Origin of the sequence: Streptomyces sp. 130 (genome assembly GCF_007096885.1) — a bacterium.
In the GTDB taxonomy this organism is placed as follows: domain Bacteria; phylum Actinomycetota; class Actinomycetes; order Streptomycetales; family Streptomycetaceae; genus Streptomyces.
In genome coordinates, this window is the sequence record NZ_VJNO01000013.1 from 49,709 (window position 1) to 72,758 (window position 23,050).

Here is a 23,050-nt window from a genome sequence, read left to right on the forward strand (position 1 = left end):
TGGTCATGGAATATCAAGGTCTGAGTGATCCGGTCCAAAACATCACCGTTTCACCCGGCTGCTGGCACAATCCGAAAACATGACGACTGATCTCCCCGGCCCTCCCCGGGAACGAGTCCCGTCCCTGCTACGCCCCGGCGCCCGCGTGTTCGTGGCCGGTCACCGGGGCCTGGTCGGGTCGGCGGTGGTCCGCCGCCTCACCGCCGACGGCCATGAAGTGGTCACCCGCGACCGCGACCGCCTCGATCTGCGGGACGCCGGACGGACCGCCGCCTTCCTGCGCGGCATACGCCCGGACGCCGTGGTGCTGGCCGCCGCACGGGTCGGCGGGATCATGGCCAACAGCACGCGTCCCGTGCAGTTCATCGAGGACAACCTGCGCATCCAGCTGAGCGTGATCGCCGGCGCGCACGCGGCCGGCACCGCACGGCTCCTCTTCCTCGGCTCGTCGTGCATCTACCCGAAGCACGCCCCGCAGCCGATCCCCGAGAGCGCCCTGCTCACCGGGCCCCTGGAGCCGACCAACGAGGCGTACGCGCTGGCCAAGATCGCCGGCATCGTGCAGACGCAGTCCTACCGCCGCCAGTACGGCGCCTCCTACATCAGCGCCATGCCGACCAATCTCTACGGCCCCGGGGACAGCTTCGACCTGGAGACCTCGCACGTCCTGCCCGCCCTGATCCGCCGCTTCCACGAGGCCCGCGAGTCCGGCGCACCGGCCGTCACGCTCTGGGGGTCCGGAAACCCCCGGCGCGAGTTCCTGCACGTGGACGACCTCGCCGCCGCCTGCGCACTCCTGCTGGAGCGCTACGACGACGAGGCACCGGTCAACGTCGGCTGCGGCGACGACCTGACGATCCGCGAACTGGCCGCGACGGTGGGCGAGGTGACGGGGTACCGGGGCGAGGTCCGCTGGGACACCGGAAAGCCGGACGGCACCCCGCGCAAACTCCTGGACGTCACCCGGCTGACCTCCCTCGGCTTCGCACCGCGCATCCCGCTGAAGGAGGGCATCGCCCAGACGTACTCCTGGTGGCTCCGGCAGCAGGCCGCGTAGCCGTCCCCGCCCGGCCGGGCGGCCCGTCCCCGTCCACGGCGGGCGGGCGGTCCGGCCCCTTCCCACGACGCTCATCCGCCCCCGCTCTCAGTAGGCCCCGCGGCCGTCGGTGACGGCGCGCAGTGTCCGGGCCATGAGCCCCATGTCCGTGGCCACCGACCAGTTGTCGACGTACCAGAGGTCGAGCGACACCGTCTCCTGCCACGACAGGTCGGACCGGCCGCTGACCTGCCACAGTCCCGTCAGCCCGGGCCTGACCGCGAGCCTGCGCAACTCCCGCTCGTCGTAACGGGACACCTCCTCGGGCAGCGGCGGCCGAGGCCCGACCAGGGACATGTCACCCTTGAGTACGTTGATGAGCTGCGGCAGTTCGTCGAGCGACGAGCGGCGCAGCAGGCGGCCCAGCCGGGTCACCCGGGGGTCCCGGCGCATCTTGAACATCGGTCCGTCGTTCTCGTTCGCCTCGGTGAGCCGCGCCTTGTGCCGCTCGGCGCCCACCACCATGGTGCGGAACTTCCACATGACGAACGGGTGGTTGTGCTGCCCCTGGCGGACCTGCCGGTGGAAGACCGGGCCCGCCGAGGTGAGCCGGACCGCCACCGCGATCAGCAGCAGCAGCGGGGCCAGGACGACCAGCCCGCAGGCGGCACCCGCCCGGTCCACCGCCGCCTTCAGGGCCGGCTGGAGTCCCCGGCGCAGCGGCGGCACGATGTGCAGCAGGGTGAGCCCGGCCGCCGACGAGGGCCGGACCCGGTCCGCCGCGGTCTCCGAGAGGTGCGAGAGCACCGACACTTCGAGGCCGCCGTCGTGCAGCCCCCAGGTCAGCCGCCGCAACCGCTCCTCCGCCAGCCCCGCACCGGGCACCACCAGCGCGAGGTCCGCCTCGTGGGCGAAGGCCGCGCCCAGCACCGTCGAGGCGTCGTCACCCGCGGGCGCCGGAGCCAGCCGCCCCGGCACCGGGACCTCGCAGCCCAGCGCCGCGGCGCCCACCGGCAGCGCGGCCACCACGCGATAGCCGTGGTCCTCCCGCGAGGTGAGCAGCCGCACCGCCCGGTCCACCCCCGCGGCCTCGCCGACCACCAGCACCCGGCGTGCCGTCCGGCGCCTCCCGGAGCGGGTCAGCCGGCGGGCCCACGAGGTGCCCGCCGCCGCCAGGAGCCCGGGGGTCAGGGCGACGACGGCCGCCGCCGGGTCGACCGGCGCGTCGAGGACGGTCCACAGCACCGCCAGCACACCGATGAGCAGCAACCAGTCCGCGGGCGTGGTCAGCACCCCGGGCGGGCGGTCCGGCACACGTAATACGTACCGGCCGCGCGCGGCCCGGACCCCGCACCACACCACGGTGGCCGCGAGCGCCCCGGCCAGGGCCTCGGGCTGCCCGTCGGCGCGGAGCACGAGCCAGGCGGGTAATCCCAGGCCGGCGGATTCGGCGCACAGCACCGTCAGGGCCGGCAGGCCCGGGTGCCTGCCGGGCACACGGGCGCCGCGCTCGCGCCGCACGTCCGGGAGCTGCCGCGGCCGGACGGGCCCTGACGGCCGTCCTGAAGAGGTCCGCGGTCGTGGCGCCCCCGCCAGTCCCACGGGCCTCGGTATATCGGATTCGGGTAGCTCGACATGCCCCATGAACCCCCCAGTCACAGTCGCATCGCCACAAACGGGGCGCATCCGCCGATCCAGTGGACTGACGGACGCGCCCTCGCTCGGTGCACGATATCCACACACATGGCATTTCGCTGGAGTTCCGGTGAAGTTCAGACAGGCACGGCGATCCGGGACTCGTCCCGATCCGTACCGGATCTCTGCTTCTGTGCGTACCTGTCGGTATGTGTGACATGCGTCAAACGGCTGGTGTGCGGATATGTACCTCGGTCCGCCAACTACCGTACGTGCCCGCGCGGTTGCGGGGGAGGTATTCGGACCGCTCGGCTCCGGCGGCCGGCGGGCGGTCTGGGAGAATGCGGTGTCGGGAGCACGTGCCCGGCCATGAGTGGAAGTAGGGACGTACGGTGACCCCCGCGGAGAAGAACTGGGCAGGCAACATCACCTTCGGCGCGAAGCGGCTGTGCGTGCCGCGATCCGTCCGCGAGCTGCGCGAGACGGTCGCCGCGTCCGGCGCCGTCCGCCCCCTGGGCACCCGGCACTCCTTCAACACCGTCGCGGACACCTCCGGCGACCAGGTGTCGCTCGCCGGACTCCCGCGCGTGGTGGACATCGACGTCCCGGGACGGTCGGTCGCGCTGACCGCCGGACTCCGCTTCGGCGAGTTCGCCGCCGAACTGCACGAGCGCGGGTTCGCGCTCGCCAACCTGGGCTCGCTCCCGCACATCTCCGTGGCCGGCGCCGTCGCGACCGGCACCCACGGCTCGGGCGTGGGCAACCGCTCCCTGGCCGCGGCCGTCCGCGGCCTCACCCTGGTGACGGCCGACGGCGGGATGCGGACCCTGTGGCGCTACGACGACGAATTCCCCGGCGCGGTGGTCTCCCTCGGCGCGCTCGGCGTCGTGACCTCGCTGGAACTGGACCTCGTGCCCGCCTTCGAGGTGCGCCAGTGGGTGTACGAGGACCTGCCCGAGGCGAGTCTGACCGCGCGCTTCGACGAGGTGATGTCCGCCGCCTACAGCGTCAGCGTCTTCACGGACTGGCGGCCGGGGCCGGTCGGCCAGGTCTGGCTGAAGCAGCGGGCCGGCGACGAGGGCGCGGCGGAGGCGATGCCCGCCGAGTGGCTGGGAGCACGGCTCGCCGACGGGCCCCGGCACCCGATCCCCGGAGTGCCGGCCGGGAACTGCACCCCGCAGCAGGGGGTGCCCGGCCCCTGGTACGAGCGGCTGCCGCACTTCCGGATGGAGTTCACCCCGAGCAACGGCGAGGAGCTCCAGTCGGAGTACTTCGTGGCCCGCGCGGACGCCGTCGCCGCGTACGAGGCCCTGGCCCGGCTGCGGGACCGGATCGCCCCGGTGCTCCAGATCTCCGAGCTGCGCACCGTCGCCGCGGACGACCTGTGGCTGAGCCCGGCCCACGGCCGGGACTCGGTGGCCTTCCACTTCACCTGGGTCCCGGACGCGGCGGCCGTCGCGCCGGTGGTCGCGGGGATCGAGGAGGCCCTGGCCCCGTTCGGCGCCCGCCCGCACTGGGGCAAGGTCTTCTCCACGGCCCCCGAGGTGCTGCGCACGCTCTACCCGCGCTACCCGGACTTCGAGGCGCTGATGGCCCGCTACGACCCGGAGGGCGTCTTCCGCAACGCGTTCCTGGACCGCTGCTTCCGGCGCTGATCCCGGGCGTCAGCGGCTGCCGCGTTCGTCCTCGGTGCGGGACGGCCAGGCGGCGGCCGAGCGGCCCGGGGCGAGCTGGTCGACCACCTCGGCCAGCTCCTCGCAGGCGTGCTCGATGCGGTGCCGGACGTTCTGCTGCTCGGTGACGACAGCGGCCAGCAGGAGAGCGGTGAGCGCGACGGCGCCGTTCAGCACCGTGAGGCTGATCATCACCTCGACGATGGTGTGGCCGCCGAACGGGCCGGCCCCGTCCGTCCCCGCCACGACCGCGAGCACGGACACCAGCAGGGCGCACGGGGCGCTGCCCGGCAGCTGGAAGCGCAGGGCGGCCCAGATGAGGATCGGGAAGACCAGGTACATCATCGACAGGGTGCTCCGGGTGGCGACCACCGAACCGACGACCGCGACGGCCAGCAGCACCCCGGCCTCCGCCCAGCGGTCCGTGATCCGGGGCAGCCGTACCCGGGGCAGGACCAGCAGGACCGGGGTGACCATGAGCACCCCCATGACGTCGCCGGCCCACCAGGCGGCCCAGACGGACCAGAAGTCGTGGAGCGGCAGCTTTCCGTCCGCCACCAGCATCCCGGTCCCGGTCGTGCCGCTGATCACCATGGGCGCCATCCCGCCGAGGAACACCAGGATGATCCCGTCGCGCAGCCGGTCCAGCTCGCGGCGGAAGCCGGCCCGGCGCATCAGCAGGTATGCGCACAGGGGTGCGAGGGTGCTGCCCGCCACGATGGCGGCGGTGGCGGGCCGCGCCGTACCGGTGAGCGTGGTGACGACGACCAGGGAACCGATCGCGATCCCGGGCCAGGCGCGCGCCCCCAGGTACAGCAGGCAGCCCAGCGCGATCCCGGTCGGGGGCCACAGGGGCGTGACCACCGCCCCGTGGACGGTCACCTGCCGCAGCAGCCCCAGGCGGGCCGCCCCGTAGTAGGCCGCGGCGACGGCCACGACAGGCAGGACCGCCACCAGGCACCGGCGGACCTTCTCGCTGCGGATCACGGTTCACATCAGACACCGGCCCCCGCGGCGGACGGCAGTGTGACACGCACGGGACCGGGGGCCGCCGCCTCATCCGCCCCCGGCGGCGAAGCGCCCGTGGCGCAGGACGAGCACCGCCGCGTCGTCCTGGTGCCCCGTCCGCTCGGCGGAGCCCATGACCGCGTCGGCCAGGGTGTCCGCGTCCTCGGTCACCCGGGAGCGTACGAGCCGCACCACCGCGTCCAGCCCTTCGTCCAGCGCGTACGAGGGCCCCTCGACCACCCCGTCGGTCAGCAGGACGACCGCGCCCTCGCCGCTGAGGGAGCGGGTGGTGACCGGGTACTCCTCGCCCGGCTGGACCCCGAGCGGCAGCCCGCCCTCGTCGTCCGTGGCGCCCGCCCGGCCGTCGGCGGTGGCCCAGACGGCGGCCACATGCCCGGCCCGGGCGCTGCGCAGCTCCCGGGTGGCGGGGTCGAGACGCGCGAAGGTGCAGGTCGCGAGCAGTTCGGCGTCGGCGGCGAGCAACAGGTCGTTGGTGCGGCTCACGACCTCGCCCGGGTCCTCGGCCGTGAGCGCGAAGGCGCGCATCGCGATCCGGATCTGGCCCATGAAGGCGGCGGCCTCCACGTCGTGCCCCTGGGCGTCCCCGACGGCGAACGCCAGCGCCCCGTCCGGGAGCACGAACCCGTCGTACCAGTCGCCGCCGATGTCCAGACCGCTGCGCGCCGGGGCGTAGCGGGCGGCCGTCCGCAGGCCCGCCGCCGAGGGCAGGGCCGTGGGCAGCATCTCCCGCTGCAGCGCCTCGGCCAGCTCCACCCGGGCCTGCTGCAGCTCGACCTCGCGCCGGGCCCGGGAGGTGAGGTTGTGAAGGGTGGTGAGCAGTTCGTCGGAGCTGGCCGACCGGGAAGGACGACGCCGGTTCATGGGCCGCTCCGCGGGGGACGGGGATGGCGGGCCGGGTGTCTGCAGTTTATTTCGGCGGGGGACCGGGCGCAGGCCGGGCGGGCGGCGCCGGCCGGTCGGGTGGATGCTGTAAGTGGACCCGCGCGGCGGCCCGCGCCCGCCGGCCGGTGCGGGCCGGGAGGTATGCGATGAACCGCACGCTGGAATGGACGGTGCGCGTCGAGCTCTCCGAGGAGGGCGGGACGACCAAGGCGGAAGCGGTGCTGGACACGGGCACCGCGAGACTCACCGGCCAGGGGATCGCCCGGCTGAGCCCCCGGGACCCCGACGTGCCCACGATCGGCGACGAGGTCGCGGCGAGCCGGGCGATGCACGACGTGGCCGGGCAGCTGATGAGCGTGGCCGACCGGGCCATCGGCGAATCCGGCGCCGGCCGGCCGGACGGCCCGGTGCCGCCGCCCTACGCGTGGTCGGACGCCACGGCCTGAGCGCGCGCCGCGGCCCGCCCCCGGGGAGGGGACGGGCCGCGGGCCGGTGGCGGTCAGTCCGCGTGGGTGATGTCCGAGGCGCTGTAGAGGCAGTTCGTGCCGTCCGCCCCGGTACCGGTCTTGGACGGCTCGCCGCTGGTCACCCCCTTGTACTTCGTGCAGATGTCGATGTCGTGACCGGAGTCGTCGTAGATCGTGATGCCCGAGAAGCGTGCCGTGTCGCCGTAGTTGGTGTTGATGCCGACGAGGGTGTCGCCGGGCGCGGTGACCCACACGTTCTGCAACTGGACGTGCCGGCCGTACTGGGTCGAGCAGTTCCCGCAGGAGCGGTAGAGCTTGCCGAAGTCCTCGACCTGGAAGTTCTTGATGATCAGCGTGCCGCCGCCGTTGTGCTGGAAGACCTTGTCGTCCGCGCCTCGCGCGCCGCCGCCGTCGATCGTGCGGACCAGCGACGAGGAGCCGCCGCGGAAGGTCGCGGCATCCTCACCCACGTCCTCCCACCAGACGTTCTTCAGCGTGCAGGCGCCCGCGCAGTGCACACCGTCGGCCGCCGGGGAGCCCAGGATCACGTTCTGCAGGGTGGCTCCGTCCGCCAGCTCGATCAGCGCGGGCTGGTCCTCGTCCTGGCCGTCGCTGCCCAGGTCGCCGCTCCCGTAGAAGCGCTTCATGCCGCCGTCGTAGCTGCCCGACACCTTCATCGTCGAGGTCAGGGCCTGGCTGCCGTTGGCCGACGGCCACGCGGGGCGGGTGCCGGGGTCGGTGGGCGGATCGGTCGGCGGGTCCGTGGGGTCGGTCGGGTCCGTCGGCGTCGAACCCGCCGCGGTGAAGGTCCAGCGCTTGCTGGTGACCGAGTCGCAGGAGTTCTGCTGGACCAGGGCACCGGCCGCGGTGGAGCTGTCCTTCACGTTGAGGCACTTGCCGCCGTTGGCGTTGACGACGCGGTAGGTGTCGCCGCTCACCGGTGAGAGCGTCCACACCTGGCCGGCGCCGCCGGTGCAGCTCTGCTGCTCGACGGCCTTGCCCGCGCTGGTGGAGGCTCCCCGCACTCCGGCGCACTTGCCGCTGTGCGCGGCGGTCAGCGTGTAGCCGCCGCCGGATGCCTTGAGCTGCCACGTCTGGTTGGCGGCGCCGGTGCAGCCGCGCTGGGCGAGCTGGGTGCCGTCGGACGTTCCCGAGCCGGGAACCTCCAGGCACAGCCCGCTCGCCGCGTTCGACAGGCTGTACGCGCCGGTCGCGGGCGCGGCCGTCGCGGAACCGGTCGCGACCAGCGCCGTGACACCGGCGAGGAGCAGTGAGGAGAGGGCGACGAACGAGGCGGCTGTCCGGCCGCCCCGCCGTCTGGCATGCTGATTTCTGGTACGCACTGGGTGTTCCTTTCACCGCCCGCGGCGTCCTCCGCGGGCACCAATGAGTGGTTCGGTGCGGTGTCAAGGCGATCCCTCGATCATGTGGAACGGTGCGAACGCTGCCGTCCTCGTCCCGCATGATGAACCGAGTTCTTGTATGCGAACTGCCGTGACCGTACGGCACCGTCATGCACCGGTCAAGAAGTGCCTCACGTGTTTCCGCGCCGCGCGCTGGGCCGCCGCGTCGTTCGGGCGAACGGCCGTGCGGCACTTCCGGCGGTAACGGAACGGGTGTTCAACAGCACCCGCGGTCTGTTTGTTACGAACCCGCGGGCCCCGCCCGCACCGACGCCGGCGGGGCGCGCGACGGCGTCGCCCGCACGGACGACTCCGTCAATCCGGTACCGAGCGGCTGGTTGCAGCGGACAGGAATTGACAGGTACCCGCGGCTTTGCCCTCCATGTCGACTACAGCCGTGTGTGACGGAAATGTCCGCACTTCGTAACACGACCCGATGCGGTTCCCGCGCGGCCGCCGACAGGGCCAAGGTGTGGCTCCCGGCACGACGCCGGGAACGGAGAAACGCCCGGACCGCACCGGTCCGGGCCCGCACCTGAGGGGTCCACATGTCCCGTTCCGCACGGCGGATCACCGCCGCCGTCCTCGCTTCCGGCGCACTGGTCGCCGCGGCCGCCCTCCCCGCGGCCGCCGACGGCCACGACCGCGGCCGGGGCCACCACGCCCCGCGTCCGACCGTCGTCCTGGGCAAGATCCAGTACGACAGCCCCGGTCGCGACAACGGCTCGAACCGGAGCCTGAACGCTGAGTGGGTCACCGTCACCAACACCGGGCGGCACGCGGTGAACCTGCGCGGCTGGACGCTCAGCGACGAGAGCCACCGCACGTACAGGTTCGACCTGCGCCTGCCCGGCCGCTCCTCGGTGCGGGTCCACACCGGTGTCGGCCGCGACAGCCGCCACGACGTCTACCAGGACCGGCGCACCTACGTCTGGGACAACAGCGACACGGCCACCCTGCGCGACGCGCACGGCCACAAGGTCGACTCCAAGTCCTGGGGCCACCGCCACCACGGTCACCGCCGCTGACCCACCGGCGGCGGCCCGCTGAACCCGGGCCGCCGCCCGCGGTCCCCCGCGGCGCCTCACGGGCCCACCGGGCCCGTGAGGCGCCGCGTCCGTGTGCCCGCCGGGGACCCACCGGCCGTCAGGAGTCCTCCTCCGGGAGCTCCTGCTCCGTCCACAGCGCCTTGCCGTTCACGCCGTAACGGGTGCCCCAGTGGTTGGCGAGCTGCGACACGATGAACAGCCCGCGCCCGCCCTCGTCGACCGTCCGCGCGTGCCGCAGATGCGGGGCCACCGAGCTGCTGTCGTGGACCTCGCAGGTCAGCGCGCGGTCCAGCAGCAGCCGCAGCCGCAGGGGCGGCGTCCCGTAGCGGACCGCGTTCGTGATGAGCTCGCTGACGATCAGCTCGGTCGCCTCGATGGTGTCCTCGTCGAGGTCCCAGCCCTCCAGCCGGTCCCGGACCAGGGTGCGGGCGACCGCCGGTGTGGTCCGGTCGTGGGCCAGCTCCCAGGTCGCCACCCGCTCCGAAGGCACCACGCCCGTCCGGGCGAGCAGCAGCGCGGCCCCGTCCGGATCGGCCTCGGCCGGCAGGTTGTACACGATCGCATCGCACAGGTCCCGCAGCCGGCGCTCCGGAAAGGCCAGGGCGTCCCGCACCCGCTCCGCCGACCGCTCCTCCGGCAGCAGCGAACCGGTGAGGAAGGCCAGCACACTGCCCTCTTCCAGCCGCACCGAACCCGTCGCGAAGGGCGCGCTGTCCTCCGAGAAGAGCGCCGGTCCCTCCGGCACGTCCAGCACGAGCGGACGCCCGTCCGGCCCGACGGCCACCGGCGCGGGATGCCCGGCCCGGGCCACCGTGCACGTCTGCGTGAACGGGTCGTAGACCGCGTACAGGCAGGTGGCCGTCAGCGGCTGGCGGTGCAGCGAGTCCCCGGGCGGCAGCGACCGGCGCTCCTCCACCAGCCGGTCCGCCGTGTCGTTGAGCCGGGCCAGCACCTCGTCGGGCTCCAGGTCGAGCCCCGCCAGCGCGTGGATGACGGTGCGCAGCTGCCCCATCGTGATGGCCGTCTGCAAGCCGTGACCGGCGACATTGCCGATGATGAGCGCCGTCCGGGCGCCGGAGAGCGCGATCGTGTCGAACCAGCAGCCGCTGTTGCGCCCCGGCAGCAGGACGTGCGCGGTCTCGATCGCGGCCCGGTCGTCCTCGTGCTGGGGGAGCAGCCGGCGCTGGACGGTCGAGGCGATCACGTGCTCGCGGGCGTAGCGCAGCGCGTTCTCCATGCTCAGCGCCGTGTGCGCGGCGGCGGTCAGCGCGAGGGTGAGGTCCCGCTCGTTGTACGGATCGCCCCGGTGCCGGTACAGGCTCACCAGGCCGAGCACGGAGCCGTGCAGCTTCAGCGGCGCCACGATCATCGAGTGCGCCCCGGTCGCCTCGGTCATCCGGCGCGTCACCGGGTCGGCGTCCAGCCACGGCGTGTCCGGCCCCAGCTCGACCAGCCGGGGCCGCAGATCCGCGACGGCGAGGGCGAACGGGGTCCCCTCGGGCAGCCGGCGCAGCTCACCGACCAGATCGCCCGACGCCGCCTCGGCGCCGCGTACCGCCGCACGCCGCAGCGGGACGTCCCGGTCCAGCGGGCTCAGCGGCGGATCGGCACCGCGCAGCACCTCGTCCACGACCTCGACCACGGCCAGGTCGGCGAACGCGGGCACCAGCGCCGAAACCAGCCCCTCGCAGGTCGCCACCACGTCCAGCGAGTGGCCGGCCCCCCGCCGCACCGCCGCCAGCACATCGGCCCGGACGTGCGCCTTCTCGCGCTCGTTGACGTCCACCACGGCCGCCAGCACACCGAGCGGGCGGCCGTCCTCGGCGTCGAGGCGGTGCAGGGTGATGTTCAGACTGCGGTCGGGGCCGGGGGCCCCTGCGACGCGCCCGCGGGCCGGGAAGTTGAGCACCGGTGTGCCCGTTTCGATGACCTGGCGCAGCAGGCGCTCCGCCTCCTGCGGAGCGTCGAGGCGGTAGGCGTCGGTGAAGTGGAGCCCGACGAGCTCCGCCGGGTCGACCGCGTCGGTGAGGGCGTTGACCCGGACCACCCGCAGATCCAGGTCGAGGACGTGCAGGCCCACCGCGGACTGGTTGAAGAGAGTGTTGAGCAGCGCACCCGCCATGTCGTCGCCCGGGTCCGTACCGGGGGCCGTGGTACCGGTGTCCGACACGTCGCACCCCCAACGGGCTCCGCCGCCCCTGGCGATCGGCAGCTCTCCGCACAGCCTGCGGGTCCCCGGCCGGCGCCCGCCACCGCGCGGCGCCGAACGGGTGAGGGCGTACGGGATTTCACCCGGCCGCAACCTCCTGTCACCGGGCGGCAACCTTTGGGCGCCCGGCGGCCACTGAGGAGTACCCCACCCCCCACTCCGGAAGGCACCTACCGTGGCTCTCGCGCATCCCCGCAGCTCCCGCAGACGCCGTACCACCCGGACCCTCCTCGGCGCCGTCACCGCCGGAATACTCGCCGCCGCGGGCCTGGTCGTCACCGGCGAGACCTCGCACGCCGCGACCGCACGCCAGGTGGAGGCCCTGGACCGGGGCGTCGTCAGCGTGCACACCGGCTCCGGCAACCTCATCAGCTGGCGCTGGCTCGCCACCGACCCGGACTCCGTCGCCTTCAACGTCTACCGCGCCGGTACGAAGGTCAACGCCTCACCCGTCACCGGCTCGACCGACTACTTCCACGCCGGCGCCCCCGACTCGGCCGACTACACCGTGCGCGCGGTGGTCGGCGGCGTCGAACAGGGCGACTCCGTGCACGCGGTCCAGTTCCGCGCCGGCTACAAGGACGTGCCCGTCAGCCCGCCCCCGGGCGGCAGGACCCCCGACGGCGTCTCCTACACCTACGAGGCCAACGACGCCTCCGTCGGCGACCTCGACGGCGACGGCGCGCTCGACTTCGTACTGAAGTGGCAGCCCACCAACGCCAAGGACAACTCCCAGTCCGGCTACACCGGCAACACCGTCATCGACGGCGTCAAGCTCGACGGCACCCGGCTGTGGCGGATCGACCTGGGCCGCAACATCCGTTCCGGCGCGCACTACACGCAGTTCCAGGTGTACGACTACGACGGCGACGGGCGGGCCGAGGTGGCGATGAAGACCGCCGACGGCAGCGTCGACGGCCGGGGCACGGTCATCGGCGACGCGTCGGCCGACCACCGCAACTCCTCCGGCTACGTGCTGTCCGGCCCCGAATACCTCACCATGTTCAACGGCCTGACGGGCGCCGCCATGGGCACCGTCGACTACGTCCCCGCACGCGGCACCGTCTCCTCCTGGGGCGACGGCTACGGCAACCGCGTCGACCGCTTCCTGGCCGGAACCGCCTATCTGGACGGCGGCAGGCCCTCACTGATCATGGCCCGCGGCTACTACACGCGTACGGTGATCGCCGCCTGGGACTGGCGTGGAGGGGCCTTCACCCGGCGCTGGACCTTCGACACCAACAGCTCCACCAACACCGGCCGGGGCTACGACGGCCAGGGCAACCACCAGCTGTCGGTGGCCGACGTCGACGGCGACGGCAGGGACGAGATCGTCTACGGCGCCATGGCCGTGGACGACGACGGCCGCTCCCTGTGGACCACGAGGAACGGCCACGGCGACGCCATGCACGTCGGCGACCTGGACCCGGCGCGCCCGGGCCTGGAGGAGTTCAAGGTGGACGAGGACGGCTCGAAGCCCTCGTCCTGGATGGCCGACGCCAGGACGGGGCAGATCATCTGGTCGACGCCCGCCGGCGGCGACAACGGACGCGGTGTCAGCGACGACATCTGGGCGGGCAGCCCGGGCGCCGAGTCCTGGTCGTCCGCCGTCTCCGGAATACGCGACCCGCACGGCACGGTGGTCGCGAGCCGCAAGCCCTCCAGCACCAACTTCCTGGCCTGGTGGGACGGTGACACCACCCGGGAACTGCTGGACGGCACCCACATCGACAAGTACGGCACCTCCGGCGACACCCGCCTGCTGACCGGCGCCTCGGTCCACTCCGACAACGGCACCAAGGCCACCCCGGTCATCTCCGGAGACCTCCTCGGCGACTGGCGCGAGGAGGTGGTCTGGGCGACCACCGACAACACCGCGCTGCGGATCTACTCCACGCCGTACGAGACCACCACCAGGATCACCACCCTGCTCCACGACACCACCTACCGCACCGCGCTGGCCTGGCAGAACACCGCCTACAACCAGCCTCCGCACCCCGGCTTCTTCCTCGGCGACGGGATGGCGACCGCCCCGCGGCCCGCGGTGTGGACCCCCTGAGCCAGGGGCCCGTCCTCCCGGCACCGCGCCGGGCGGACGGGCCCCGCCGGGCTCAGGCGTCCAGCGCCGCCGAGACCACGGCCTTGGCCTCCTCCTGCACCTGGGCCAGGTGCCCGGCGCCCCGGAAGGACTCCGCGTACACCTTGTAGACGTCCTCGGTGCCCGAGGGCCGGGCGGCGAACCAGGCGTTCTCCGTGGTGACCTTGATCCCGCCGATCGCGGCCCCGTTGCCCGGCGCCGTGGTGAGCACGGCGGTCACCGGCTCACCGGCGAGGGTGTCCGCGCCGACCTGCTCGGGGGAGAGGCGCGCCAGCACCGCCTTCTGCTCGCGGTCGGCGGGAGCGTCGATCCGCGCGTAGGCCGGCTCGCCGAAGCGGGCGGTCAGCGCGGCGTAGTGCTGGGACGGCGACTCGCCGGTCACCGCCTGGATCTCGGAGGCCAGCAGCGCGAGCAGGATGCCGTCCTTGTCGGTCGTCCACACCGAGCCGTCCCGGCGCAGGAACGACGCCCCGGCCGACTCCTCGCCGCCGAAGCCCAGCGAGCCGTCGGCCAGCCCGTCCACGAACCACTTGAAGCCGACCGGCACCTCGACCAGCTCCCGGCCCAGGTCGGCGGCGACCCGGTCGATCATCCCGGAGGACACCAGGGTCTTGCCGACGCCCGCCCCGGACGGCCAGTCCTTCCGGTGCGCGTACAGGTAGTTGATGGCCACGGCCAGGTAGTGGTTCGGGTTCATCAGTCCGGCGTCCGGGGTGACGATGCCGTGCCGGTCGGCGTCGGCGTCGTTGCCGGTGGCGATCTGGTAGCGGTCGCGCTGGGCGATCAGCGAGGCCATCGCGTGCGGCGACGAGCAGTCCATCCGGATCTTCCCGTCCCAGTCCAGCGTCATGAACCGCCAGGTGGGATCGGTCAGCGGGTTGACCACGGTCAGGTCCAGCCGGTGCTGCTCGGCGATCCGCCCCCAGTACGCGACCGACGCCCCGCCCAGCGGGTCGGCGCCGATGCGCACCCCCGCCCCGCGCACCGCGTCCAGGTCCAGGACGGAGGGCAGATCCGCCACATAGGTGCCGAGGAAGTCGTACCTGCCGGTGGTGGAGGCGGCGAGCGCCCGCGTGTACGGCACCCGGCGGACGTCCTTGAGCCCGCCCGTGATGATCTCGTTGGCCCGGTCCTGGATCCAGCCCGTCGCCGCCGACCCGGCCGGACCGCCGCTCGGCGGGTTGTACTTGAAGCCGCCGTCGCCCGGCGGGTTGTGCGACGGGGTGACCACGACGCCGTCCGCGAGGCCGGAGGCGCGACCGCGGTTGTACGTGAGGATGGCGTGCGAGACCGCGGGCGTCGGGGTGTACCCGTCCTCGGTGTCGATGAGGACGCGCACGTCGTTTGCGGCGAACACCTCGAGGGCGGTCACCCGGGCCGGCTCCGACAGGGCGTGGGTGTCGGCCCCCAGGAACAGCGGCCCGTCGGTGCCCTGGAGGGCCCGGTACTCGCTGATGGCCTGGCTCGTCGCCGCGATGTGGTCCTCGTTGAACGCGGTGGCCGTGGACGAACCGCGGTGCCCGGAGGTGCCGAACGCCACCCGCTGGGCGGGCTCGGACGGATCGGGGTGCAGCGCGTAGTACGCCGTCACCAGCCGTGCCACATCGGTCAGGTCCTCGGGGCGCGCCTGCTGTCCGGCTCGTGCGTGCGGCATCTGCCACTCCTCCGTATCGGTCGGTCGGTGCGATGTGCCCGTGCGGTCATTTTCACCGGTCGTGGTCCCCGGCGGGCGGTCGCCCCGCCGCCTGTACCGCGACCGCCGCCGCGTACCCCGAAGGGACCGCGACATCGGTGACCGCCCAGCCCGGCGGGCCGAGCGGGCGCGGGCCGGTGCCGACGTGCTCGCGGTGCAGGCCGCCCGCGAGGCCGGTGCCCTCGCCCTTGAGGTAGGCCTCCTTGCGGGTCCACACCCGGGCGAAGGCGGCGGGCCGCTCCTCCTGCGGCAGCGCGGCCAGTTCGGCCGCCTCGGCGGGGTGGAACTGCCCGGCGATCTCCGTCACCACCCGCGCCTCGGGGACGCGCTCCACGTCCACCCCGACCGGGACGCCCGCGAACGCCAGCAGCGCGACGCCCCGGGTGTGGGAGAGCGAGAAGTGCGTGCCGCCGCCGGTCGCGGGCCGGCCGTGCGGGCCGTCGCAGGAGGGGCACCGCTCCCGAGTCAGCCGTACGGCCTCGGGGGCGACGCCCTGGTGGGCGCCGAGCAGCAGACGCAGGGCCAGGTGGGCGGCGGTGTAGCACGCCCGGTCCGCGGCGAAGGCCAGCCGCTCCACCCGGGCGAGCTCCGAGTCGTCGAGGATCTTCGGCGCGAGCAGCCGGGCGGCCTCGGCCGCGCGTTCCGCGTCCACCAGCCACAGGGAGGGGGCGCCGGAGTCCCAGGCGGGCGCGGGACCCCGGTAGCCGTCCTCGGTCAGCGTGAACACGTGGGGCTGATACACCGTTACGTCGTCTCCTCGGCGGGGCCGGGCGCCCCGGGCGGGGCACCGGCGGGCAGGGCTCTCTTATCCTATGGAGATCCGTAAGGCGTCCGACGTATGTTCGATCACCGTGCGCCCCGCGCCTTCGGCGGCGGCCACTCGGATTGGAGAGAGCCCATGCCGTCGGACAGCCTTCCCGCCATCCTCAGGGAGGCCCGCGAGGACGACGCCGAGCCGCTCACCCGGCTCTTCCTCGCCTCCCGCGCCGCCGCCATGCCGTATCTGGCACGGGTGCACAGCGACGAGGCGACCCTTGCCTGGATGACCCATGTGGTGCTGCCCGGCACCGACGTCCGGGTGGCCGAGATCCGCGAGGGCGGGGAGACCCGGATCGCCGGTTTCCTCTCGCTGGACGGCTCCGAGCTGGAACACCTCTACATCGACCCGGACCTGCGCCGCCGGGGCATCGGCTCGCTCCTGCTGGCGGCGGCCAAGGAGGCCGGCCCCGACGGCCTGACCCTCTACACCTTCCGGCGCAACACCGGGGCCCGGTCCTTCTACGAGCGTCACGGGTTCACCGCGGTCGCCTTCGACGACGGCAGCCGCAACGAGGAGAACGAGCCGGACGTCCGTTACCGGTGGGCGCCCGGCGGGTGAGCCGGCCCGGCTGAGGGCGGCCGAGGGGGATCAGCGCTGCCGCCCGCCGCCGTCGCCCGCCAGGCGGGTGAGCCATTCGTGCAGCAGGCGCTGTTCGGCGTCGCTCAGGACACCGGTGCCGTCGGGGAGGGCGGCGCGCAGCGCGCGGGCCGCCGGGGCGGGGCCGGACTCCGTGGCGGGGACCATCGGTTCGGCGCGGGTGACCGCGGCGACCATGGACTCGCGCAGGACGGTCAGCAGCTCGGGATCGCGGCGTTCCTCGGGGGTGGAGTGCCAGGTGGTGACCCCGCCCCGGCCGGTGGCCTGGATGATCTGGGCGGCCAGTTCCTCGCCGACCCGCAGCCATCCCGCGGCCGCCAGCCGGCGCACCCGGCCGCGCAGGATCTCCAGGCCCGCGCGGTGAGCCGCGTCCGTCGCCGAGCCGGTGGACCTGTTCATGACGGCGAACAGCTCGGGGCGCGAGATCCCGAACTCCACCACCATGTCCCAGCCGCGGCGCAGTTCGTCCACCGGGTCCTCCGGCGCGGGATCGAGCTGTGCGCGCTTGCTCTCCAGGAACTGCGCGTAGCCGTGCTCGGCAACCGCTTCCAGCAAGCCGTCCTTGTCGCCGAAGTGGCGGTAGATGGCCGGTGGCTGCATCCCGGCCGCGGCGGCGACCGCGCGTGTGCTCACCGCGCCGGGGCCGCCGCTCTCCAGTAGCTCCACGGCCGCCTCGATGATCCGGCGGCGGGGGTCGGCGGTGCTGTCGCGGCTAGGCATGTATCGATGATATCGAAACTCTGTTTCCCATGTGAGTTCCAGTGTTATCTTGAAATTGATTCCAGTGGAAATTCCGCTGGAAACACCCCTTGGAGAACCCTGTGATCATCGTTACCGGAGCCACCGGCAAGCTCGGCCGCCGCACCGTCGACCGCCTCCTGGAGCGCGTCCCCGCAGGTCAGGTGGGCGTCAGTGTCCGTGACCCCCGCAGGGCCCGGGACCTGGCCGACCGCGGCGTCCGCGTCCGGCAGGGCAGCTTCGACGACCCCGCCTCGCTCCTCCACGCCTTCGAGGGCGCCGAGCGGGTGCTGCTCGTCTCCCTCGACCGCACGGGCGAGGAGTGCGTCAACGGTCACCGCGCCGCGATCGACGCCGCCGTGGAGGCGGGGGTCGGCCGCATCCTTTACACCAGCCAGATGGGTGCCGCCCATGACTCCCGCTTCCGGGCGTGCCGCGACCACGCCCGGACCGAGGACCTGCTGCGCGCCTCGGGGGTGCCCTGGACGGCGCTCCGCAACGGCTTCTACGCCGCCGGCGCCCTGCGGTTCCTGGAGGATGCCCGCCGCACCGGCGACATCGCGCTCCCCGCCGACGGTCCCGTCGCCTGGACCGGCCACGACGATCTCGCCGAGGCCACCGCGGCGATCCTGGCCGGCGAGCGCCGCTTCGACGGGCCCACCCCGCCGCTCACCGGTCCGGCGGCCCTCGACTTCGACGCCGTCGCCGAGGTGGCGGCCCGGGCCGCCGGGCGGCCCTTCACCCGCACCGTCGTCCCCGACGACGCCTTCCGCGATCAGGCCCTGGCCCACGGCGCCCCGGCCCCGATCGCCGATCTGATGCTGAGCATCTTCGCGGCGGCGCGGAACGGTGAGTTCGCCCCCGTCGACCCGGCCCTGGCGGAACTGATCGGCCGGGAGCCGGTCACCTTCCGCGCGCAGCTGGAACACGCCTGGGCCGCGTAGACCGGCCCGGCGCGGGCCCTCTCCGAGCTGGCACCTTTCATCGGCTTGCGGGCATCGCGCAAAATTTTGCGGACTCGGCGCCGCCCAGCCGTCCTCAGTAGCCCTGTGGTCAAATGCGCTTCTTGTCGGACCAGTTGGTCCGCACGGGCAGTGGCCGCAGGGCTGCGTTCTTCTGCCGGAGTGGTGGACTCCGCGTCAATTCTCTGCAACTCTCTGACCGCGATTCGCAAAAGGTCATCCTGCCAGTGCAGAAACACGGGTGGGTTCGCAGACTGAGCCGCGCCTCGGCCGCCCTGCGCCGAGGCAGCAGATCGGGGACAGATGAGAACGCGACGCTGGAGACGGCGGATCCTTTCCGCCACCGTCTCCACCAGCCTGATGATGGTCGCCTGGCCGGCGCTGGACGCCTCGGCCGCCGGCGGCCCGGACATCGCCGCCGGCCACCGCGCCGCCGCGAGCAGCGGGAAGTCCGCCGGGAACATCGCGGACGGACGGCAGTCCACCTACTGGGAGGGGGCGGGCACCTCCCTGCCCCAGTGGGTGCAGAGCGACCTGGGCGAGGTCACCCGCATCGACCAGGTCACGCTGAAGCTCCCCGCCGACTGGCCGGCCCGCCGCCAGACGCTCTCCCTCCAGGGCAGCATCGACGGCACCAGCTTCTCCACGCTGAAGACCTCGGCCTCCTACTCCTTCGCACCGGGCAGCTCCAACAAGGTCACCATCGGCTTCCCGGCCACCCGGACCCGCTTCGTCCGGGCCGACATCACCGCGAACACCGCGTCCGACCACGGCCAGCTCGCCGAACTGGAGGTCCGGGCGGCGGCAAAGTCCTCGGTGAACCTGGCCGCCGGGCGCCCGCTCACGGCCAGCAGCAACACCCAGACGTACATCGCGGCCAACGCCAACGACGGCAACCGGGCCAGCTACTGGGAGAGCCGCAACAACGAGTTCCCGCAGTGGCTCCAGGCCGACCTGGGCTCCTCGGTGCGCGTCGACCGCGTGGTGCTGCGGCTGCCCGACGGCTGGGAGACCCGCGACCAGACGCTGAAGGTCCAGGGCAGCGCCAACGGCTCCGACTTCACGGACCTGACCCAGGCCAGGGCGTACACCTTCAGCCCCGGCTCCGAGACGGCGGAGATCACCTTCGACGCCACCACCACCCGGTACGTCCGCGTCCTGGTCACCGCCAACACCGTCCAGCCCGGTGCCCAGGTCTCCGAGCTGGAGATCTACGGCCCCGAGACCGGCGACACCCAGGCACCGACCGCCCCCGCGCAGCTGGCCTACACCGAACCGGCCACCGGGCAGATCCGGCTGACCTGGAAGCCCTCCACCGACGACACCGCCGTCACCGGCTACGACATCTACGCCGACGGCACCCTGCTGACCGGCGTCGCCGGTGACGTCACCACGTACACCGACACCCGCCCGGCCGGTTCCACCGTCTCGTACTACGTACGGGCCAGGGACGCCGCGGGCAACGTCTCCGGCAACAGCAACACCGTCACCCGCGAGGGGGATTCCGGCGACACCCAGGCGCCCACCGCACCGGCGGACCTGAGCTTCACCGAGCCCGCCTCCGGACAGATCAAGCTCACCTGGACGGCGTCCAGCGACAACAAGGGCGTCACCGGGTACGACGTCTACGCCAACAACGTGCTGCGCAGGACCGTGGCCGGCGACGTCACCACCTACACCGACACCCAGCCCGCCGGCACCACCGTGTCGTACGTCGTGCGGGCCAGGGACGCGGCGGGCAACGTCTCGGGCGACAGCAACACCGTCACCCGCAACGGCTCCGCCGGCGCGGCCTCGAACCTCGCCGTCGGCAAGCCCGTCACCGCCTCCTCCGTGGTGCACACCTACGTCGCGGAGAACGCCAACGACAACCAGCTCTCCACCTACTGGGAGGGCGCCGGCGGCAGCTACCCCAACACCCTCACGGTGAAGCTGGGCGCCAACGCCGACACCCGGAGCGTCGTCGTCAAGCTCAACCCGGACAGCGCCTGGGGGGCCAGGACCCAGAACATCCAGGTCCTCGGCCGCGAGCAGAGCGCCTCGTCCTTCACGAGCCTGGTCGCCGCCAAGGACTACGCGTTCAGCCCGGGCAGCGGCAACACGGTGACGATCCCGGTCGAGGCCCGGGTCGCCGACGTCCAGCTGAAGTTCACCTCCAACACCGGCGCCCCCGCCGGGCAGGTCGCGGAGTTCCAGGTGCTGGGCGCCCCGGCCCCCAACCCCAACCTCCAGGTCAGCGAGGTCACCGCGAGCCCGGCCGCGCCCGTCGAGTCCGACCCGGTGACGCTCACCGCGACGGTGCGCAACACCGGCGCGGTCGCCGCCCCGGCCGGCAAGCTCGCATTCCGGCTCGGCGGCACCGAGGTCGCGACCGCGGACGTGGGCGCGCTCGCCGCCGGGGCCTCCACACAGGTCAGCGCCGGCATCGGGGCGCGGGACGCGGGTACGTACACGCTGAGCGCGGTCGCCGACCCGGACAACCGGATCATCGAGGAGAACGAGACCGACAACACCCGCACCAGCGCCTCCGGCCTGGTCGTCAAGCCGGTCGCCGGCTCCGACCTGGTGCCCACCGCGGTCACCACCTCGCCGTCCGCCCCGGCCCAGGGCGACGACGTCACCTTCTCCGTCGCCATCAGGAACCAGGGCACGGTGGCCTCCGCGCCGGGCGGCCACGCCGTCACGGTGACCCTGCTCGACGCCGAGGGCGCCACGGTGAAGACCCTCACCGGCAGCCACAACGGCTCGATCGCGGCGGGCGCCACCAGCGCCCCGGTGAACCTGGGCCCCTGGACGGCGGCCAACGGCTCGTACACCGTGAAGACGGTGGTCGCGGACGACGCCGAGGAGCCGCCGGTCAAGCGCGGGAACAACACCGTCAGCAGCTCCCTCTTCGTCGGGCGCGGCGCCGACATGCCGTACGACACCTACGAGGCGGAGGACGGCGTCACCGGCGGCGGTGCGAAGGTCGTTGGGCCGAACAGGACCGTCGGCGACGTCGCGGGCGAGGCGTCGGGCCGCAAGGCGGTCACGCTGAACAGCACCGGCAACTACGTCGAGTTCACCACCAAGGCCGACACCAACACCCTGGTGACCCGCTACTCCATCCCGGACGCGGCGGGCGGCGGCGGCATCGACTCCACGCTCAACGTCTATGTGGACGGCACCTTCCTCAAGGCGATCGACCTCACCTCGAAGTACGCCTGGCTGTACGGCGCCGAGACCGGCCCCGGCAACTCCCCGGGCTCCGGTTCACCCCGGCACATCTACGACGAGGCCAACGTGATGCTGGGCAGGACGGTCCCGGCGGGCAGCAGGATCCGGCTCCAGAAGGACGCGGCGAACACCAGCACCTACGCGATCGACTTCATCGGTCTGGAGCAGGCCGCCCGGATCGCCAACCCGGACCCGGCCGCCTACGCCGTGCCGGCCGGCTTCACCCACCAGGACGTCCAGAACGCCCTGGACCAGGTCCGGATGGACACCACGGGCAAGCTGGTGGGCGTCTACCTGCCCGCGGGCGACTACCGGACCGCGAGCAAGTTCCAGGTGTACGGCAAGGCCGTCAAGGTGATCGGTGCGGGGCCCTGGTACACCAGATTCCACGCGCCCACGACACAGGAGAACACCGACATCGGCTTCCGGGCCGAGGCCAGTGCCAACGGCTCGACGTTCGCGAACTTCGCGTACTTCGGCAACTACACCTCGCGCATCGACGGACCGGGCAAGGTGTTCGACTTCTCCAACGTGTCCGACATGGTCATCGACAACATCTGGAACGAGCACACGGTGTGCCTCTACTGGGGCGCCAACACCGACCGCGTCACCATCAGGAACTCCCGCATCCGCGACACGTTCGCCGACGGCGTCAACATGACCAACGGCTCGACCGACAACCACGTCGTCAACAACGAGTCGCGGGCCACCGGTGACGACAGTTTCGCGCTGTTCTCGGCGATCGACGCCGGCGGCGCGGACATGAAGAACAACGTCTACGAGAACCTCACCTCCCTGCTGACCTGGCGCGCGGCGGGCGTGGCCGTCTACGGCGGCTACGACAACACCTTCCGCAACATCCGCATCGCGGACACCCTGGTCTACTCCGGGATCACGGTCAGCTCGCTGGACTTCGGCTATCCGATGAACGGTTTCGGGACCGGTCCGACGACCATCGAGAACGTCTCCGTGGTCCGCTCCGGCGGCCATTTCTGGGGCTCGCAGACCTTCCCCGGCATCTGGCTGTTCTCCGCCTCCAAGGTCTTCCAGGGCATCCGGATCAACCACGTCGACATCGTCGACCCGACGTACAGCGGCATCATGTTCCAGACCAACTACGTGGGAGGACAACCGCAGTTCCCGATCAAGGACACCATCCTGACCGACATCTCCGTCTCCGGCGCCCACAAGAGCGGGGACGCCTTCGACGCCAAGTCCGGCTTCGGGCTGTGGGCCAACGAGATGCCGGAGGCCGGCCAGGGACCCGCCGTCGGTGAGGTCACCTTCAACGGGCTCAGGTTCAGCGACAACGCCCAGGACGTGAAGAACACGACGTCCACCATGAAGATCAACATCAACCCGTAGCGACACCGTGCACAGGGGCGCCGTCCGGTCCGCCGGGCGGCGCCCCTCTGCTGCGCTCACGCCGCGTTCCGCATGCGGCGTACCCATGACTGTCAAACTTTTACGAAAACTGCGCGGGATATTGCGCTCACATGTCGACGCTGGTTGAGTGTGCCTCGCCCCGGCAGTCAGCCGGCCG

General features: G+C 72.7%; 16 protein-coding genes. 8 read left to right on the top strand and 8 right to left on the bottom strand.

All coding sequences use genetic code 11. From position 1 onward, the window contains the following. Positions 1–79 precede the first annotated feature (79 nt). Complete coding sequence (locus FKN01_RS13845) at positions 80–1,057, top strand: GDP-L-fucose synthase (protein ID WP_143620128.1); 978 nt, start codon at positions 80–82, stop codon at positions 1,055–1,057. Between the two features lie 87 nt (positions 1,058–1,144). On the opposite strand, the gene FKN01_RS13850 is transcribed toward FKN01_RS13845, so the two are convergent. Beyond that, positions 1,145–2,638, bottom strand: coding sequence for a sugar transferase (locus tag FKN01_RS13850; protein ID WP_143620130.1), 1,494 nt, complete (start codon positions 2,636–2,638; stop codon positions 1,145–1,147). Positions 2,639–3,063: 425 nt separating this feature from the next. Between FKN01_RS13850 and FKN01_RS13855 the strand changes: the two genes are divergently transcribed. Further along, entirely contained in the window at positions 3,064–4,326 is a 1,263-nt protein-coding gene (locus tag FKN01_RS13855; protein WP_143620132.1) for a D-arabinono-1,4-lactone oxidase, read from the top strand. 9 nt (positions 4,327–4,335) lie between these two features. Here the strand turns inward: FKN01_RS13855 and FKN01_RS13860 are convergent, their stop codons facing one another. After that, positions 4,336–5,331: an MASE1 domain-containing protein gene (locus tag FKN01_RS13860; RefSeq protein ID WP_143620134.1), complete on the bottom strand. Its 996-nt coding sequence runs from the start codon at positions 5,329–5,331 to the stop codon at positions 4,336–4,338. A 69-nt stretch (positions 5,332–5,400) separates the two neighbouring features. After that, on the bottom strand, positions 5,401–6,234 hold the full coding sequence (locus FKN01_RS13865; RefSeq protein WP_143620136.1) for a PP2C family protein-serine/threonine phosphatase: 834 nt from the start codon (positions 6,232–6,234) through the stop codon (positions 5,401–5,403). Between the two features lie 167 nt (positions 6,235–6,401). On the opposite strand from FKN01_RS13865, the gene FKN01_RS13870 reads away from it, so the two are divergent. Continuing rightward, on the top strand, positions 6,402–6,701 hold the full coding sequence (locus FKN01_RS13870) for a DUF1876 domain-containing protein (protein WP_143620138.1): 300 nt from the start codon (positions 6,402–6,404) through the stop codon (positions 6,699–6,701). A 53-nt stretch (positions 6,702–6,754) separates the two neighbouring features. On the opposite strand, the gene FKN01_RS33555 is transcribed toward FKN01_RS13870, so the two are convergent. Then, positions 6,755–8,065 (bottom strand): pectate lyase, encoded by a 1,311-nt coding sequence (locus FKN01_RS33555; protein ID WP_185992842.1) that lies wholly within the window; start codon positions 8,063–8,065, stop codon positions 6,755–6,757. A gap of 608 nt (positions 8,066–8,673) precedes the next feature. Between FKN01_RS33555 and FKN01_RS13880 the strand changes: the two genes are divergently transcribed. Further along, positions 8,674–9,153, top strand: coding sequence for a lamin tail domain-containing protein (locus tag FKN01_RS13880; protein WP_143620140.1), 480 nt, complete (start codon positions 8,674–8,676; stop codon positions 9,151–9,153). A gap of 118 nt (positions 9,154–9,271) precedes the next feature. On the opposite strand, the gene FKN01_RS13885 is transcribed toward FKN01_RS13880, so the two are convergent. Then, a complete protein-coding gene (locus FKN01_RS13885; protein ID WP_143620142.1) occupies positions 9,272–11,344 on the bottom strand; it encodes a SpoIIE family protein phosphatase in 2,073 nt (690 codons plus the stop codon). A 214-nt stretch (positions 11,345–11,558) separates the two neighbouring features. On the opposite strand from FKN01_RS13885, the gene FKN01_RS13890 reads away from it, so the two are divergent. Then, positions 11,559–13,442: a rhamnogalacturonan lyase gene (locus FKN01_RS13890; protein WP_143620144.1), complete on the top strand. Its 1,884-nt coding sequence runs from the start codon at positions 11,559–11,561 to the stop codon at positions 13,440–13,442. A gap of 52 nt (positions 13,443–13,494) precedes the next feature. On the opposite strand, the gene pgm is transcribed toward FKN01_RS13890, so the two are convergent. Both pgm and FKN01_RS13900 read right to left on the bottom strand, forming a co-directional pair. Beyond that, positions 13,495–15,135, bottom strand: a complete 1,641-nt coding sequence (pgm, locus tag FKN01_RS13895; RefSeq protein WP_143620146.1) for a phosphoglucomutase (alpha-D-glucose-1,6-bisphosphate-dependent) — start codon at positions 15,133–15,135, stop codon at positions 13,495–13,497. 52 nt (positions 15,136–15,187) lie between these two features. Beyond that, complete coding sequence (locus FKN01_RS13900) at positions 15,188–15,916, bottom strand: 4'-phosphopantetheinyl transferase superfamily protein (RefSeq protein WP_143620148.1); 729 nt, start codon at positions 15,914–15,916, stop codon at positions 15,188–15,190. Positions 15,917–16,072: 156 nt separating this feature from the next. Here FKN01_RS13900 and FKN01_RS13905 point away from each other — a divergent pair, with 156 nt between their 5' ends. Beyond that, positions 16,073–16,552 (top strand): GNAT family N-acetyltransferase, encoded by a 480-nt coding sequence (locus FKN01_RS13905; protein WP_143620150.1) that lies wholly within the window; start codon positions 16,073–16,075, stop codon positions 16,550–16,552. A gap of 30 nt (positions 16,553–16,582) precedes the next feature. Here the strand turns inward: FKN01_RS13905 and FKN01_RS13910 are convergent, their stop codons facing one another. Continuing rightward, positions 16,583–17,311 (bottom strand): TetR/AcrR family transcriptional regulator, encoded by a 729-nt coding sequence (locus tag FKN01_RS13910; protein WP_143620152.1) that lies wholly within the window; start codon positions 17,309–17,311, stop codon positions 16,583–16,585. A gap of 101 nt (positions 17,312–17,412) precedes the next feature. On the opposite strand from FKN01_RS13910, the gene FKN01_RS13915 reads away from it, so the two are divergent. Together FKN01_RS13915 and FKN01_RS13920 are read left to right on the top strand one after the other, a co-directional pair. Further along, positions 17,413–18,273, top strand: a complete 861-nt coding sequence (locus FKN01_RS13915; protein ID WP_143620154.1) for an SDR family oxidoreductase — start codon at positions 17,413–17,415, stop codon at positions 18,271–18,273. A gap of 321 nt (positions 18,274–18,594) precedes the next feature. Continuing rightward, positions 18,595–22,872: a discoidin domain-containing protein gene (locus FKN01_RS13920; RefSeq protein WP_143620156.1), complete on the top strand. Its 4,278-nt coding sequence runs from the start codon at positions 18,595–18,597 to the stop codon at positions 22,870–22,872. Positions 22,873–23,050: the final 178 nt, after the last annotated feature.